The following is a 15,197-nucleotide window of genomic DNA, read 5'->3' as shown; positions in this document are numbered from 1 at the left end:
CTCTCTTATCAATCAGAATCAGATGAAGAGTCCTGCTCTTCATAGGTATGAAAAAAACTCCAATAGGCATAAAAAGTGATACCTGTAGCAACAAGTCCCCAAAAGTGTGCACCTGTCGCCCACTCAAATACTGCCCACAGCAAGCAAACTATAACGGCAACCACTCGGCGGTGCTTTGGACGAAAGAAATCGGCATCTCGCTGATTCATTTTTGTATGATCTCTTGTTGGTTATGAAAAATAAAAGTCTATATTAACCAATTTCCAGGATGAAAAACAAAAGTCGATGATCTCCACATATCTATGAAGCATCACACAGTGAAACCCGAGCAAGCCTTGCGGTAGAGCAAACAGGGTGCCAGCAGGAAAGTCCTACTGGCACTTGTCATTACGAAGCGGTGTTTATTCTCGCTTGATTCGGTTTCCGCACGCAAACTCATTGACATTGATGACATGATCGCCAATGCGCTCTAGACGGTTCAGTGCATCAATAAATACAACGCCTGCTCTTGGAGCGTAGTTGCCATTTTCAAGGCGATTGTAGTGATTTTTACGAAAGGTTTTACGCTGTTTATTCACACGTTTTTCAAGGCTAATTGCTTCATCTAGTTTGACTTCATGTGGCTCTTTGGCAACATTTTGCACCATATTGGTAATCGCGATATGCAGCACATCCATCATGATTTTAATTTCTTCGTAGGCTTCTTCTGGCCAGCTTGAGCGGTATTCTTCTAGTTTTTCTGCCATTTTTGCTATTTGGTAATAAATATCGCCAATACGTTCTAAGTCATTCAGCATGGCTTGCATATTGTGAATGCGCTCAGTGAGTTCGTGCTCCAATGAGGTTCGTTCGCTGATTCTAACCAAGTAGTCTGATATTTCAATTTCGAGACGATCGGTTGCTTTTTCATCTTGACGTAGTTTTTTGATGAGCGCTTCTTTGTCAGCGCTAGGATCAAATAGCAACTCACTGACACGGCCATGCATTTGATCGATAATGCCAGCGAATATTTGAATTTCTTTCTGTGCTTGTTGAATGGCAAACAGCGGGGAAGTCATCATCCCAGTGCTGATGTATTGTAAATGGAACTCGTCTTTCTCGCTGCCGTTTTCCGGTTGGATATATTCAACAAATCGAACAATATAGGGGACTAAGGCAAATAAAATAATGACGTTCAATACGTTAAAGGATGTGTGAAACAATGACAATGCGAGTGTCGCATTGGATCTAGACTCAATATCACCACTCATCACCGATAGGGAGGATTCAGTGAAGTATTGGACTACATGGTCAATTAAGTTTAGAACAGGGTAGATCAGAAGCATCATCCAAATGACGCCAATAACATTAAAGAAGAAATGGAAGCGGGCGGCTCGCTTTGCATGCACATTTCCCACGAGTGCCGCTATGTTAGCTGTGACGGTGGTTCCAATGTTTTCCCCTAAGATCATCGCCGCGGCAACTGGAAAGGATACCCAGCCTTCGAATAGCATGACAAGTGTAATGGCGGTTGCCGCAGATGAGGACTGTGTTAGTAGCGTTAAAATTGTACCAACAAATACAAACAGGATAAGGGATAAAAAGCCATACTCAGTGAAACCATCTAAAAAACTAAAGAGAGCTGGGTTACTGTTAATGTCGGGGACAGAGCCTTTAATAAACTCAAGCCCAATAAACAAGATCCCAAATCCAACCATAGCCTCGGCGATATTGCGCCAGCGTGCATTTTTGGAGAAGAGGAACACAAAGAAAATGCCAATCACGGCAAGTGCAATCGGTGTGATTTTAAACTTGAAACCAAATAATGCAACCAGCCAAGCGGTAATGGTTGTACCAATATTGGCCCCCATAATCACGCCTGTCGATTGGATGAAAGTCAGTAGGCCTGCATTTACGAAGCTAACCGCCATCACGGTCGTGGTGGTCGAAGATTGGGTGATGGCCGTAGTAGCAAAACCGGTAACAACGCCGGTAAAACGGTTTCGCGTCATTCCGCTGAGAATGCCTTTGAGTCGATTGCCTGCTATTTTTTGTAGGCCTTCACTGAAAATTTTCATTCCAAAAATAAAAATACCCAGCGAACCAATGAGTTGTAAAAAATCAAAGAGTGTGTACGACATGACCTACCTATGCATGTTTATGACAATTAGATGAACATTTTATGTCATAAATATGACATATTTGTGACAGCTGCATTATTTCTGCGTTGGGTTGTTACAGCCCCAAGTGATCATCAACAGACAATAAATCAGCAGGGCATCGAACCACTTAGATAACTTTAGGTCAAAAACGTTGATTCTGAGACGGTAAACGGGCGTAATTGGTTTCATATTACGATTTTAAGCAGGGGATCTAGTGGCCGAATCCACATCTACACAACGGCGAATGACACGGTTTTTTCAAGCTGCCTTTTGGATCTTGTTGTTGGTTCTATTGTCGTTATACTTTTCGGGTTATTTGGACCAGCGTAATAACCCTAATCGGAATTTGGCCGTTATTGATCTTGAAGTGAGCTCCGAAGTCGTGTTGCAAAGCAATCGTAATGGGCATTATATCGCTCCTGGATTCATTAATGGACACCCCGTTACCTTCTTGTTGGACACTGGAGCAACGACTGTGAGTGTGCCCGAAAGAGTTGCGAAAAAAGTGGGCCTTACACCTGGGCGGGCGGTAAGAGTGAGCACGGCGAACGGGGTTGTTTCGGTATATCAAACGCAGCTCAATACGGTTCAGCTCGGTGGAATTCAAATGCAGTTAGTCGAAGGGCATATCAATCCCCATATGTCATCAGACATCGTTTTGCTGGGGATGAGCTTCATGCGTAATCTCGAGATTAATCAACGCGCAGGTGTTTTGGTGCTTAAACTTCCTTAGTTGTCGCTTTGCGCTTTGCGCGTCTGTGGGCAATACTCAAGACTGCTCACAAATTGAGTGGTGACCCGTTATGTTAGACATCATTAAATCCGTCCTTGCCGCTTTTTTTGGCGTCCAGTCGGATCAAAATCGACGTAAGGATTTTCAACGCACATCCCCCTGGCCCTACATAGGGGTGGGAATTTTGATGACAATTATCTTTATTCTATTGGTCGCATTCGTTGCGCATCTGGCTGCAAAATAATCAATTATTTTTTTGCGCGTTCTAGATTCCTGTCTTAGACTCAATTCATTCAATACGTTTGGCTTCATTTCCTGATTGATAACAATAAAAGGAGGGAGTGATGATCCGGCTTACATTTGCGGCATTTCTCGGATTTGCGTTATTGCCAGTCTTTGGCAATGTTCATGCGTCTTCAATTAATACCTCATCGGGTTGGAATATGCCGGTGGGCGTTACGGACATCAGTCAAGAAGTCTTTCATCTCCATATGACGATTCTTTGGATTTGCATCGCAATTGCGGTGGTTGTCTTCGGCGTCATGTTTTGGTCTTTATTTAAGTATCGTCGATCAAAGGGTGCTAAATCTGCACACTTCCACGAGAACACCTTTGTTGAAATTATGTGGACGGCCATTCCAATGGTGATCTTGGTGGTGATGGCGATTCCCGCCACTGCCACTTTAAAAAAGATGTACGACACGAGTAATGCCGATATTGATATTTTGGTGACAGGGTATCAGTGGCGCTGGCGTTATGAGTACTTGGGTGAGGATGTCAGCTTTTTTAGTAATCTATCAACCCCTAGAGAGCAAATATACGGTCAAGAAGCGCGCGGCGACTTTTACTTGGTCGAAGTGGATGAGCCGATGGTGGTTCCAGTGGGTCGCAAGATTCGATTATTGCTTACGGCAAATGACGTGATCCATTCTTGGTGGGTACCTGATTTAGCGGTGAAAAAAGATGCCATCCCCGGCTTTATCAACGAGTCTTGGACCCGAATTGATCAACCGGGTGTCTACCGAGGTCAGTGCGCCGAACTCTGCGGTCGTGACCATGCGTTTATGCCCATTGAGGTCAAGGCTGTGTCGGAAGAGGAGTATACGGCATGGTTGGCAAGCAAGCGTGACGCCGCCATGGCGGAAGCACAGGGTGCCGACAGGGAATGGGCGTTGGATGAACTGATGGCGCGAGGTGAAGGAACGTACAATACCTATTGTGCGGCGTGTCATCAACCGGATGGTAAAGGGCTTCCACCTATCTTCCCTGCACTGGCAGGCACTGGGATTTCCATTGATCCAAACGCTCGACAAGCCCATATCGATATTGTGCTGTATGGCAAGACAGGTACGCCTATGCCTGCATTCGGAACGACGCTGTCTGCCGCCGAATTAGCCGCAGTTATTACCTATGAGCGAAACGCTTGGGGCAACGATACCGCCGATAGTGTTCAACCCGCTGAAATCCGTGACTTGTTGGGTTCACAATAATAAGAGGTGAGTGAGATGGCATCTGAATCAACGCACGCGGTTCTTCAGCCAAATGTCGGTACAGCTGAGCAGCATGGACATCACTCTGCTCAGATGCCAACGGGCATTATGCGCTGGGTATTAACCACTAACCATAAGGAAATCGGCTCGCTCTATTTGCTCTTTTCTCTGCTGATGCTGTTTGTTGGTGGAACCATGGCACTGGTCATTCGGGCTGAGTTGTTTCAACCTGGATTGCAGTATGTACAACCCGAATTCTTTAACCAAATGACAACCATGCATGGATTGATCATGGTTTTCGGCGCGATTATGCCGGCATTTGTCGGGCTGGCCAACTGGATGATTCCCATGCAGATTGGTGCGCCGGATATGGCACTGCCCCGGCTCAATAATTTCAGTTTTTGGTTATTGCCGGTCGCATTTGGGATCTTATTATCAACCCTGTTAATGGAAGGAGGTGGACCGAATTTTGGCTGGACATTCTATGCGCCTCTATCAACGACCTATGCACCGCCGTCAACCAGCTTTTTTATTATGTCTATCCACTTAGCGGGGATAAGCTCTATTCTTGGCGCTATTAACATAATTGCGACGATTCTAAACTTGCGCACTCCAGGCATGCGCTTGATGGATATGTCGTTATTTGTTTGGACCTGGCTCATTACCGCTTTCTTGCTTATTGCGGTAATGCCCGTGTTAGCCGGTGTTGTGACGATGATGTTATTGGACATTAATTTTGGCACCAGCTTTTTTGATGCAGCAGGGGGTGGGGACCCTGTTTTGTTCCAGCATTTATTTTGGTTTTTTGGTCATCCTGAAGTGTACATCATGATATTGCCTGCTTTTGGTATCGTATCCTTGATTGTTCCTACCTTTGCGCGCAAACGTTTATTTGGCTATGCATCGATGGTGTATGCAACCGCCTCTATTGCGCTGTTATCCTTTGTTGTGTGGGCCCATCATATGTTCACGGTGGGTTTGCCTTTGACTGCCGAACTGTTTTTTATGTATTCAACCATGTTGATTGCGGTTCCAACAGGGGTGAAAGTCTTTAACTGGATAGCGACTCTATTTAGAGGATCGATCACCTTCGAAGTCCCGATGCTCTTTGCACTCGGCTTTATTGTGATGTTCACGATCGGTGGTTTATCGGGTGTGATGCTTGCGATTGTGCCAGCTGACTTTCAATACCATGATACCTATTTTGTAGTAGCTCACTTTCACTATGTGTTAGTTCCGGGAGCGCTCTTTGCTATTTTAGCGGGAGCCTACTACTGGATGCCGAAATGGACAGGCCATTATGCAGACGAAACACTGGGGCGCTGGCATTTCTGGTTATCGGTGATTGGCGTCAACTTAACCTTCTTCCCTATGCATTTCTCAGGTCTCGCTGGCATGCCACGCCGTATTCCAGACTATGCCTTGCAGTTTGCAGATTTTAATATGATTTCATCCATTGGTGGTTTCTTGTTTGGCTTCTCGCAATTGATTTTTGTTTGGGTATTGGTAAAAGCCATTCGTGGTGGTGAAAAAGCGCCGGCTAAGGCATGGGAAGGTGCTGAAGGCTTGGAATGGACAGTGCCTTGTCCAGCACCGACCCATACGTTTGAAACGCCACCTAAATTTGTACCTGAAGTTGACTCTCCGAGTCGACATTAATGGGGAGGTCGCTGTGTCTAAGTCACAGAGTTCTGATGAGGGCGTTAAACGCACGGTACGAACAACAGTTTGGGCGTTGTTGGGCATGGTGTTGTTTACCATTGCGCTTGTGCCCTTGTATGACGTGTTTTGCGAAGTCACAGGCTTGAATGGCAAAACGGCGACATCGGCTCAAGTCATGAGTGCTCAGGAGCGTGATGACACTCGATGGGTTCGTGTGCAATTGGTTACACGAAGCGGAACCGGGCTGCCTTGGCGTTTAGAGGCTCTAGATCAAGTCATTGCCGTCCATCCAGGTGAAATTGCACAAGCGCGTTTTCGCTTTACCAATACCAGTGATGTTCGCAGCTCAGGTCGAGCCGTGCCGAGTGTAAGCCCTTCGCAAGGTGCTCGGCATTTTAGAAAAATGGAGTGTTTTTGCTTTCAGGAGCAGTGGCTTGAAGGCGGTGAGTCCATCGAGTTGCCGTTGGTTTTTCAGGTTGACCCTGCATTACCTGCTGATATCCAAACCTTAACGCTTGCCTATACCCTTTACCCTATGAGTGAGGTGGTTGCCCAAGGAGGTTACCGTGAGTAGTCAATATTATGTTCCGCCCACCAGTAAATGGCCGATTATTGCCGTTGTTGTATTGGGTTTAACCGCAGTGGGAGCAGGCTCATTAATGAGCTATGGCTCAGGCTTGCCCTTCTTATTGGCGGGTCTTGTGGGGATTGCGTTTGTTATGTATGGCTGGTTCCGAGACGTCGTCAATGAGTCGATGGGCGGTCTGTATGACGCGCAAATGGATCGATCATTTCGGCAGGGGATGGGTTGGTTTATTTTCTCGGAAGTGATGTTTTTTGCCGCCTTTTTTGGTGCCTTGTTTTACATTCGCGTCTTTGCACTCCCATGGTTGGATGGGCAAGGTGCGAAAGGCATCACGGCATTACTATGGCCTGACTTTACTGCTAGTTGGCCATTAATGAATACGCCAGATCCCAGCATCGGAGGGCCTAATGCGGTCATTAATCCTTGGACGCTTCCACTGATCAATACCTTATTGTTGGTGTCGTCGAGCGTTACATTGACCGTTGCACACCATGCGTTAAAGGAAGGCAACCGACCAAAATTAACACAGTGGTTGATTGTGACCTTGGCGTTAGGTTTTGTGTTTTTGGTCATCCAAGGCATTGAGTATGTCGAAGCTTGGACACAATTAGGTCTAACGCTGCAGGCTGGTATTTATGGCTCGACCTTTTTCCTGCTAACAGGCTTTCACGGTGTGCATGTCACCATTGGAGCCATTGTGTTACTCGTGATGTTGCTCCGCATAAGACGAGGGCATTTTAGTGCAAACCAACATTTCGCATTTGAAGCGGGCGCGTGGTATTGGCACTTTGTGGATGTGGTGTGGATCGGCTTGTTTCTATTTGTGTATGTCTTTTAAGCTCTCAGCCGAGATGGCTGGATGTAAAACCATAGACGAGCAAAAAAAGCAGTAGGCAGGCTAAGCTGACGCGCACTTTGAGTGATGTTAGTACTCGGGTGGATGAACTGGGATCTTTGAGTAAAAAACCAGCACTTAAGCTTAAACTGGTTAGCATTGCCAAAAATACAAGTGCAATAAGGATTTTTAGCATGAAAGACTCCAAGTATTTGTCATCAATGGCATTGAGTCCTGTCAGTCGAACAAATAAAACAGGTTGGGTCAAGCTTCATTTTAAATGGATTGTCTGGTGGGTGTTTTGGACGGCATTAATGCTGCTGGGTTTGGCTCTGTCTCAGTGGCAGTGGACACGTGCAGCAGAAAAAACTCAAATACAACAGGCTTGGCTATTGGCACCTGTGATCGAACAACCTCAATTTGAACCGCCTGCTTGGAGCAACCTCTCGTTAACGGGAGAGTTTCTAACATCGGAAACGCTTTGGCTCGACAATCGGATTTATCAAGGGCAACTCGGCGTTGCGGTGCTAACCCCGTTGATGACCGGTCAAAACCAGTGGTGGCTAATTCAAAGAGGTTTTATCCCAACATCGGTGGATCGTCGTATTGATCCCGTAGTTGAAACGCCTTCGGGCCAAGTCACCCTTACGGGCCGTTGGCAAACGGAGCTGGGTCGACAGTTGGTGCTGGGCACGAATCGCGAGGGTATGCGTTTGCAGTCGATTGACTTAAGCGCTTGGCAACACCTTGGTGACCGGGTGTTTGAAGGGGTGGTTCATCAAACGGACGGGGACGGTTTGCTGCAACCTTGGTGGACGCCTAATCAAATGCCTCCTGAGCGACATCAAGCCTACGCTGTTCAATGGCTCATGCTATCTGGACTGTGCATTGTTGTGGCTGTGCTGGGGTTTCGTGTGATGACGAAAGAAGCAAGGAGAGAGTCGTGAGAAATCGTTTAAAGCTATTGTGCCTAATCTTTGTTCTTGGTGCGCCTATGCCAATGGCTTGGGCGATGTTGCATTGGCAAATCGGCATTCCTGATCATAAAGTGGCGCATGGGAATTTAGACCATGATCGTCCGATACTCAGTCAATGGCCAATCGGTCAGCTTCCGGATCAATCCCAGTGGTGGTTGGTTTGGTCAACACATGAGACCTGTGATGATGTTTGTTTAGCCGAAGCCGATAAATGGTGGCGACTGCATCGAGCCTTAGGGCGTCAAGCTGAACGGGTCCTGCGTTTACGTATTGGCTCTGATACCGATGTATTGCCCGGCGAAATTGCTGTCTTTTGGGAAGGAAAAGCCCCCGATTGGCATGAAGCCTATAGAGTATGGCTCGTTGATCCACAAGGTCATATTGTTACAGAGTACCCTGCACAGGTCGATGCACGTAGTGTCCATAAAGACTTGGAACGACTGTTAAAGCGCAATCCAGAAAAATAAGTTGTGAGTTTTACTGGTGAACATGCATTTTTGATCTAGTCTTAGTAAAGATCGCCAAAAAACAATTATAAATCGGGGTGATACATGGATTCGAACTCATTTTCCTATGAGTCTTCACCAGCCAAACTCAACATGGCAATTCGTCTGAGCAGTTTGGGAATAGTCTTTACATTCATTGTGATTTTAGTAGGGGTTTGGACACGTTTAGTCGATGCGGGGCTAGGGTGTCCTGATTGGCCTGGATGCTATGGTGCACTCGTTGTACCCAATGCAGAGCGAGCCAGTGATTTTGCACCTCATATACCGCTTGACCCTTTTAAGGCTTGGGTTGAGATGGTTCATCGTTACTTAGCATCCTCTCTAGGGCTTTTGGCAATTGTATTGGTCGTTCTTGCTTGGAAAAATCGTCACTTACGCAATTATCCTGTTGGCGTCAGTGTATTGCTGCTACTGGTGATTTGTCTGCAAGGTGCGTTTGGTGCTTTGACCGTTACGCTCAAACTTTGGCCACAAGTGGTCACATTGCACTTGCTGGGTGGCTTTACTGTTCTCGCAATTTTCTTCTGGCTGAGGTGCCGCTTAGGCGTCTGTCAACGCCAGCCTGTTACACGCTCATCTTTACCTAGGATTTGGTGGTTGGCTATTGCACTCTTGACCCTTCAAGTGGCATTGGGAGGCTGGACATCCAGTAACTATGCGGGTATCGCCTGCACAGGTTTTCCAACCTGCAATAATGAATGGTGGCCAAGTTACATGGATTTTAATGAAGGCTTTCACATCACTCAGGAAGTGGGGCCCAATTACTTGTATGGTCAACTTCATGCAGGGGCACGTACCGCCATTCATTACACACATCGTATCGGTGCTTTAGCGGTCGGTATCGCTTTACTGATGTTATGGCATTATGGTCACACCAAGCAACCATCAATTAGGGGGATCACTCAGTTGATGCTTGGCATTTATGCACTGCAGATCACGCTTGGCATAGTGCTGGTTCTATTTTCGCTCCCGCTCTCTGTTGCGCTGATGCATACAGCGGGTGCTGCCGTGTTGATGCTCTGTTTATTGCGAACAGGTTGGCGTTTGTCGATTGCTCAAGTTTCCTACAGTCCCGCTACTTACAGGAAGGTCTCTCATGCGTAATTCAAATCTACTTATTGCTCATAAATGGGATTTTGCGTCGGGAAGAGCGCTAGCACGTGATTACTTTGAGCTTGGAAAACCCCGCGTTGTGGTTGTGATGCTCGTGTGTGCGGCTGTGGGAATGGCATTATCTGTGCCGGGTGTACCAGACCCAATGATGGCCTTCTTGGGGCTGCTTGGAATTGGCATGTCGGCAATGGGGGCGGCGGCATTTAATCATTTATTGGATCAGCGCTTAGACAAACTGATGCTGCGCACTTCAAGAAGACCTGTTGCAGAAGGGCGTGTGAAAAGTTGGCAGGCTGCGCTTTATGCCTTGGCACTTTCTATATCGGGTATCAGTTTGCTTTGGTTTGAAGTAAACCCTCTAACGGCTGTACTCACTGCAAGTGCTTTATTGGGGTATGCTGTGGTTTACACGGCGTTTTTGAAATGGGCAACGCCGCAAAATATTACCATTGGGGGGTTAGCGGGTGCAGCGCCACCTTTATTGGGTTGGACGGCGATGACGGGGCAGCTTCACGCCGATGCGCTGTTACTGGTATTGATCATTTTTGCCTGGACCCCACCGCATTTTTGGGCTTTAGCCATACATAAAAAAGAGGAGTATGCCAAGGCGGGTGTGCCGATGTTGCCAGTGACCCATGGCAACGAGTTTACACGGCTGCAAATTTGGTTGTATGGATGGTTGACGGTGGCCGCAACCCTGATGCCTGTTGCATCTGGGATGAGTGGCTGGATTTATCTAGTGGGAGCGCTCCTGTTAAACAGCAAGTTTATGTATTGCAACTGGAAAGTATGGAAGGGTGATGATCCATCGGCTCCTTTATCCGCTTTTTGGTTTTCTATTCGCTATCTTCTATACTTATTTTGTTGGTTATTATTTGATCATTATTTTTTCATATGGGTCTAAACGTAAACGGAGTCTAAAGCGTACAACGATCAGTATCACTCGATATTAAGTAACACGAAAATAAAAACAAAATGAACAGTCAAGCGATCAACAGAAATGGAGTGGTGACTACCCTCCAAGGAGCGAAACTATGTTACTGCAGCAAATCAGTGGTGTGATGTTTCACCAGCAAAATATTTGGAAGACGATCCGAGAGCGGCGCTATACTATTCAAGAGTGCTACACACACGTTTTGGTATGGCTTTGTGCAATTCCACCCGTTAGTTTCTTTATCGGAACAACGCAAGTGGGGTGGAGTGTCGGAACGGGCAGTTATGTCAAGTTAACAACCGACAGCGCGTTTATGATCGCTGTTGTCTTTTATATTGCGTTATTGGTTGGGGTTGCATTTATAGCGAATGTGATTCATTGGATGGAAAAAACCTATGGCGCACAATCTGATCTTGCTCACTGTATGGTACTCGCAACCTGTACCGCGACGCCCTTACTCTTAGCGGGAATTACCGGCTTATGGCCGATGCTTTGGTTTGTGGTGGGTGTTGGGCTCATTGCTCTGGCTTATACAGTGTACATTTTATATTCAGGAGTACCTGAGTTGATGAACATCCCCGCAGATCGCGGATTTATGTTCTCAACGTCTATCCTAACCGTGGGGATGGTAGTTCTGGTGAGTATGTTAGCCTCCACTGTTGTCCTCTGGGACCTTGGTATTAGCCCAACCTTTGTATCGGGTTAAAGGGTATTTCGTTTTAAGGAGGGTTTTGGTGGCACCAAAACCCTCCACTTCAGTGAAATTACATCTATGAAATATCTTAAGCCTTTTGGAATATTGGCATTGATACTCGCGGTAGCGGTGAGTGTTTATGTGCACTTCTGGCCGAAAGAGCCTTTGCCTGAGCAGCTTGTCTTGGCCAGCCTATCCGGACAACCTGCGTCATTCAGTGATGTAAAAGGCGATTTGTTGATCGTGAATTTTTGGGCAACCTGGTGTCCACCCTGTGTGCGTGAAATGCCCTTATTAGAGAGCTATGCAGCGAAGGAGGGGGTTTCGGTTGTTTTAATTAACCAAGGTGAGACCGTACCGGCCATCAACCAGTTTTTAACCACCCACCAGCTCGACTTTCAACATCTCTGGCTGGATCCTCGGCAAGAGGCCTTGCATCATATGAAGGTCAGAGGGCTGCCAACAACTCTGTTTTATTCCCGTGAAGGGTATTTGCTGGCAAGCCATCTGGGTGAGTTGTCAGAAGAGGATCTTCAATCTCTAGTGAGTAAACATCTTTAAGCTAGAGAAGCAGGGCTAGATCCTGCTCTATCGGCCCACAAGGGGTATTGATGATACTGAGCATGAGCGGTCTGAACTTTTCTAAAGACCAATGACATGCAGTTTCCCAGTTGACTTGCACGTTGCAGCGCTTGCATTTCGTGCTGCTTTAGAGGTGTGCTCACCCACAACATGACTAAACTACTAAGACCATTTTCCGCTGCTTTGCAGGCCAGAGCGCATGATCCATTCTGATCAGCATGAACCATTCGTACGTTATTCGGATGTATGCCCGCGTCTAAGAGTAGATGTACGTCGGGGTAGTCTTGTGGTGGGGAAATCAGGGTGATCCACTTTTCTTGATGGGCGACTTTTTCAAGCGCAGGGCGAACAAGTCGAGCATCGGCAGAAATGCATTCGATTGCAGTATAGGTTGAGTACATCGTTTATTCCCTCAATACTGATCATTTATACAGTTACTGTATTTATATACAGTATTTTAGGTAAAATCAAGCAAAAGAGACAATCAGTCAAAGAAAGATAAATGAAGAAATGAAGAAATGAAGAAATGAAGAAATGAAGAAATGAAGAAATGAAGAAGTAAAGTATGGATGTATGACGACTTCACGCCTAACAGTACCCTGAAGGGCATAAACACCCTAGAGGGCATAAATACCCTGAAGGGCATAAATCAGAGGCGTGGAGTCGTCACCTAAGCGAAGATAGGATTTAAGCGCGTGACAGGAACTTGCCGGTTTCGGTGTTAACTTTCACTTTTTCGCCGGGTTCTATATATTCCGGGACTTGAATTTCTAAGCCGGTTGCCAAAATAGCAGGCTTGGTGCGCCCTGTTGCGCTAGCTGATTTCATGCCGGGTACAGTTTCAACAATTTCCATCACCACTGTAACTGGCATATCCAGAGCAATCATATTGCCATCGACTAACAGGGCCATTAACCCTTCCATGCCATCGGTTAAATAGTCAATCTGATGTGCAATGATGTTGCTGTTAATGGTGTATTGGCTGTAGTCTTCAAGATCCATAAAGGTGTAGAGATCATCTTCTTTGTACAAAAAAGACACTTTGCGACGTTCAAGCTGAACATCCTTGACAATATCATCACCCACATAGGTTTCTTCGTGCTTACGTCCGCTAGGGACCTGTGCAAAGCGGACTTTATACAGTGTGGCTGCTCCACGGGCAGATGGGCTTTTAACATCGACGTTTTGGACAATGTAAAGGTTAGAGTTAATTTCAATCACGTGTCCGCGTTTTAGTTCAACAGCTTTAGGCATAGTTTAGGTCTCAGATACAATCCAAACGAGCATTTTATCTGAGCGCAAGGTATCATTCGAGTTAAATGTGTTCCCGCAATGGAGTATTTCATGCGTTACCCTGCATCGCGTTTACCTCAGGTAGGTACAACAATTTTTACCCAAATGTCGCAACTTGCATCAGACCATCAGGCCATTAATTTATCGCAAGGATTTCCTGATTTTGAGGGGCCACAGGTGCTCCTTGATCGTGTCGGGGAATACATTAAAAAAGGCATGAATCAATATGCGCCCATGACAGGGGTGGAGCCTTTGCGTTTGGCCATTGCCGATAAGATACAGCGTTGCTATGGACGCAAGGTGTGCCCTCAAGCTGAAGTAACAGTCACTTCAGGTGCAACAGAAGCCATCTTTGCAGCAATTGCAGCGACCGTTAGGCCGGGTGATGAGGTCATCGTTTTCGATCCTGCCTATGACAGTTATGAGCCTGCGATCCTGCTTAACGGCGGCGTAGCAAAACACATTCAACTGGACTCATATGATTTTTCAATCAATTGGGACGCAGTGCGTGAAGCGATCACCGCGAGCACGCGTATGATTATTCTTAACTCACCTCATAATCCAAGCGGAGCGACGTTATCTGTCGAAGATGTTGCGGCCTTGGAGGCTCTGGTTGAAAACACGGATATCTTGATATTGGCCGATGAGGTGTATGAGCATATCCTGTTTGATGGGCGTCATCACTTAAGTTTGCATCGTTATGAGGCATTGGCTGAGCGCAGTTTTATTGTGTCTTCGTTTGGCAAAACCTACCATATTACAGGTTGGAAAATTGGCTATTGCGTTGCACCGGCGGCTTTGTCGGTTGAGTTTCGTAAGGTCCATCAGTTCCTCACTTTTAGCACCAGTACACCCATGCAGTATGCCTTGGCGGATTACCTAAACCTAGATAAGGATCACGATCAAGCCTTAGGTGAGTTTTATCAAGCCAAGCGAGATCGCTTTAATACGGCCATGCAGGACAGTCGATTCCAATTTACGCCCTCGCAAGGGACGTATTTTCAGCTGATGGACTACTCAAATATCTCTGATATCAATGATGTTGAGTTTGTGCATTGGTTGGTTAAAGAGGTGGGGGTCGCTGCGATCCCCTTGTCGGTGTTTTATCAAAAAGCGCCTCCAGAGTTACGATGGGTGCGCTTTTGTTTTGCGAAGCGGGACGAGACACTTGATCAAGCGCTGGAGCGGCTGATCAAGGCATAAGAAAGACGTTTATTTACGGGGAGGAATAGAGTAGGTGCTGACAACATGTGCCACCATGGACTCTTCCTCTCCCTCACTGTAAAGCTCTACCTCGCCAATGACCAAGCGCTTGCCTAATTTTAGGATGGTGGCTTTTGCCATGAGCGCAGCGTTTGCACTGGGTTTGTTTAAAAAGTGACAGGTGAAATCTGTGGTCACGGTTAGGGCTTCTGGCCCAATTCTAGATAGAATCACCACATACAGCGCGACATCGGCCAGTGCCATCATCGTGGGGCCCGAAACCGTATTACCTGGGCGTACATGCGTGTTATCGATGGGTAAACGTAACAGGGCATAGTCTTCGGTGATTTCAGCAACTTCGCCATTAAATTGTGGATAGACATCCTGCAAGAAAGCAGTCATATCGTCTTGATTCATTAAAAGTGTTTGTTGAGTCATAGTCTTATCG

At 46.5% G+C, this 15,197-nt stretch carries 19 protein-coding genes; 13 read left to right on the top strand and 6 right to left on the bottom strand.

Annotated elements, in window-relative coordinates; translation table 11 throughout:
• Positions 1 to 8 precede the first annotated feature (8 nt).
• The gene (locus F5971_RS13840; protein WP_193495459.1) at positions 9 to 209 is read right to left on the bottom strand and encodes a hypothetical protein; all 201 of its coding nucleotides are present in this window, start codon (positions 207 to 209) and stop codon (positions 9 to 11) included.
• 192 nt (positions 210 to 401) lie between these two features.
• Positions 402 to 2,120: a Na/Pi cotransporter family protein gene (locus tag F5971_RS13835; RefSeq protein WP_036508944.1), complete on the bottom strand. Its 1,719-nt coding sequence runs from the start codon at positions 2,118 to 2,120 to the stop codon at positions 402 to 404.
• Between the two features lie 235 nt (positions 2,121 to 2,355).
• On the opposite strand from F5971_RS13835, the gene F5971_RS13830 reads away from it, so the two are divergent.
• The 6 genes from F5971_RS13830 to F5971_RS13805 all read left to right on the top strand — a co-directional run bounded on the left by F5971_RS13830 (position 2,356) and on the right by F5971_RS13805 (position 7,450).
• A complete protein-coding gene (locus F5971_RS13830; RefSeq protein ID WP_237748528.1) occupies positions 2,356 to 2,874 on the top strand; it encodes a retropepsin-like aspartic protease family protein in 519 nt (172 codons plus the stop codon).
• 70 nt (positions 2,875 to 2,944) lie between these two features.
• Entirely contained in the window at positions 2,945 to 3,118 is a 174-nt protein-coding gene (locus F5971_RS13825) for a DUF2970 domain-containing protein (RefSeq protein WP_081763751.1), read from the top strand.
• A gap of 100 nt (positions 3,119 to 3,218) precedes the next feature.
• Positions 3,219 to 4,364, top strand: coding sequence for a cytochrome c oxidase subunit II (coxB, locus tag F5971_RS13820; protein ID WP_081763752.1), 1,146 nt, complete (start codon positions 3,219 to 3,221; stop codon positions 4,362 to 4,364).
• A gap of 93 nt (positions 4,365 to 4,457) precedes the next feature.
• Positions 4,458 to 6,023, top strand: a complete 1,566-nt coding sequence (gene ctaD, locus F5971_RS13815) for a cytochrome c oxidase subunit I (protein WP_425489363.1) — start codon at positions 4,458 to 4,460, stop codon at positions 6,021 to 6,023.
• 13 nt (positions 6,024 to 6,036) lie between these two features.
• The gene (locus F5971_RS13810) at positions 6,037 to 6,600 is read left to right on the top strand and encodes a cytochrome c oxidase assembly protein (protein ID WP_193495457.1); all 564 of its coding nucleotides are present in this window, start codon (positions 6,037 to 6,039) and stop codon (positions 6,598 to 6,600) included.
• The gene (locus tag F5971_RS13805) at positions 6,593 to 7,450 is read left to right on the top strand and encodes a cytochrome c oxidase subunit 3 (protein WP_193495454.1); all 858 of its coding nucleotides are present in this window, start codon (positions 6,593 to 6,595) and stop codon (positions 7,448 to 7,450) included. Before F5971_RS13810 ends, F5971_RS13805 begins: the two co-directional genes overlap by 8 nt.
• A 4-nt stretch (positions 7,451 to 7,454) precedes the next feature.
• On the opposite strand, the gene F5971_RS13800 is transcribed toward F5971_RS13805, so the two are convergent.
• On the bottom strand, positions 7,455 to 7,643 hold the full coding sequence (locus F5971_RS13800; RefSeq protein ID WP_193495452.1) for a DUF2909 family protein: 189 nt from the start codon (positions 7,641 to 7,643) through the stop codon (positions 7,455 to 7,457).
• Here F5971_RS13800 and F5971_RS13795 point away from each other — a divergent pair.
• The 6 genes from F5971_RS13795 to F5971_RS13770 all read left to right on the top strand — a co-directional run bounded on the left by F5971_RS13795 (position 7,642) and on the right by F5971_RS13770 (position 12,232).
• A complete protein-coding gene (locus tag F5971_RS13795) occupies positions 7,642 to 8,394 on the top strand; it encodes an SURF1 family protein (RefSeq protein WP_051514279.1) in 753 nt (250 codons plus the stop codon). The genes F5971_RS13800 and F5971_RS13795 overlap by 2 nt on opposite strands.
• Positions 8,391 to 8,891 carry a hypothetical protein gene (locus F5971_RS13790; protein WP_036508953.1) on the top strand — a complete coding sequence of 167 codons (501 nt, stop codon included), beginning with the start codon at positions 8,391 to 8,393 and terminating at the stop codon, positions 8,889 to 8,891. The genes F5971_RS13795 and F5971_RS13790 overlap by 4 nt, the downstream gene beginning before the upstream one ends.
• An 84-nt stretch (positions 8,892 to 8,975) precedes the next feature.
• Positions 8,976 to 10,034 carry a COX15/CtaA family protein gene (locus F5971_RS13785; RefSeq protein ID WP_051514280.1) on the top strand — a complete coding sequence of 353 codons (1,059 nt, stop codon included), beginning with the start codon at positions 8,976 to 8,978 and terminating at the stop codon, positions 10,032 to 10,034.
• A complete protein-coding gene (locus F5971_RS13780; RefSeq protein WP_036508955.1) occupies positions 10,027 to 10,947 on the top strand; it encodes a heme o synthase in 921 nt (306 codons plus the stop codon). The genes F5971_RS13785 and F5971_RS13780 overlap by 8 nt, the downstream gene beginning before the upstream one ends.
• A 130-nt stretch (positions 10,948 to 11,077) precedes the next feature.
• On the top strand, positions 11,078 to 11,683 hold the full coding sequence (locus tag F5971_RS13775) for a Yip1 family protein (RefSeq protein ID WP_036508957.1): 606 nt from the start codon (positions 11,078 to 11,080) through the stop codon (positions 11,681 to 11,683).
• Positions 11,684 to 11,749: 66 nt separating this feature from the next.
• A complete protein-coding gene (locus tag F5971_RS13770; RefSeq protein ID WP_051514281.1) occupies positions 11,750 to 12,232 on the top strand; it encodes a TlpA family protein disulfide reductase in 483 nt (160 codons plus the stop codon).
• On the opposite strand, the gene F5971_RS13765 is transcribed toward F5971_RS13770, so the two are convergent.
• On the bottom strand, positions 12,229 to 12,654 hold the full coding sequence (locus F5971_RS13765) for a hypothetical protein (protein ID WP_036508959.1): 426 nt from the start codon (positions 12,652 to 12,654) through the stop codon (positions 12,229 to 12,231). The two genes, F5971_RS13770 and F5971_RS13765, sit on opposite strands and share 4 nt — an antisense overlap.
• Before the next feature lie 286 nt (positions 12,655 to 12,940).
• Positions 12,941 to 13,507, bottom strand: a complete 567-nt coding sequence (gene efpL, locus F5971_RS13760; protein WP_036508961.1) for an elongation factor P-like protein EfpL — start codon at positions 13,505 to 13,507, stop codon at positions 12,941 to 12,943.
• A 90-nt stretch (positions 13,508 to 13,597) separates the two neighbouring features.
• Between efpL and F5971_RS13755 the strand changes: the two genes are divergently transcribed.
• On the top strand, positions 13,598 to 14,749 hold the full coding sequence (locus F5971_RS13755; protein WP_036508963.1) for a pyridoxal phosphate-dependent aminotransferase: 1,152 nt from the start codon (positions 13,598 to 13,600) through the stop codon (positions 14,747 to 14,749).
• A 9-nt stretch (positions 14,750 to 14,758) separates the two neighbouring features.
• On the opposite strand, the gene F5971_RS13750 is transcribed toward F5971_RS13755, so the two are convergent.
• Complete coding sequence (locus tag F5971_RS13750; protein ID WP_036508965.1) at positions 14,759 to 15,187, bottom strand: PaaI family thioesterase; 429 nt, start codon at positions 15,185 to 15,187, stop codon at positions 14,759 to 14,761.
• Between the last annotated feature and the right edge of the window lie 10 nt (positions 15,188 to 15,197).

The organism is Nitrincola alkalisediminis (genome assembly GCF_009821115.1).
In the GTDB taxonomy this organism is placed as follows: Bacteria; Pseudomonadota; Gammaproteobacteria; order Pseudomonadales; family Balneatricaceae; genus Nitrincola; species Nitrincola alkalisediminis.
Note: the sequence above shows the minus strand (reverse complement) of the source record. Positions and strands in the feature narration are given on the sequence as shown.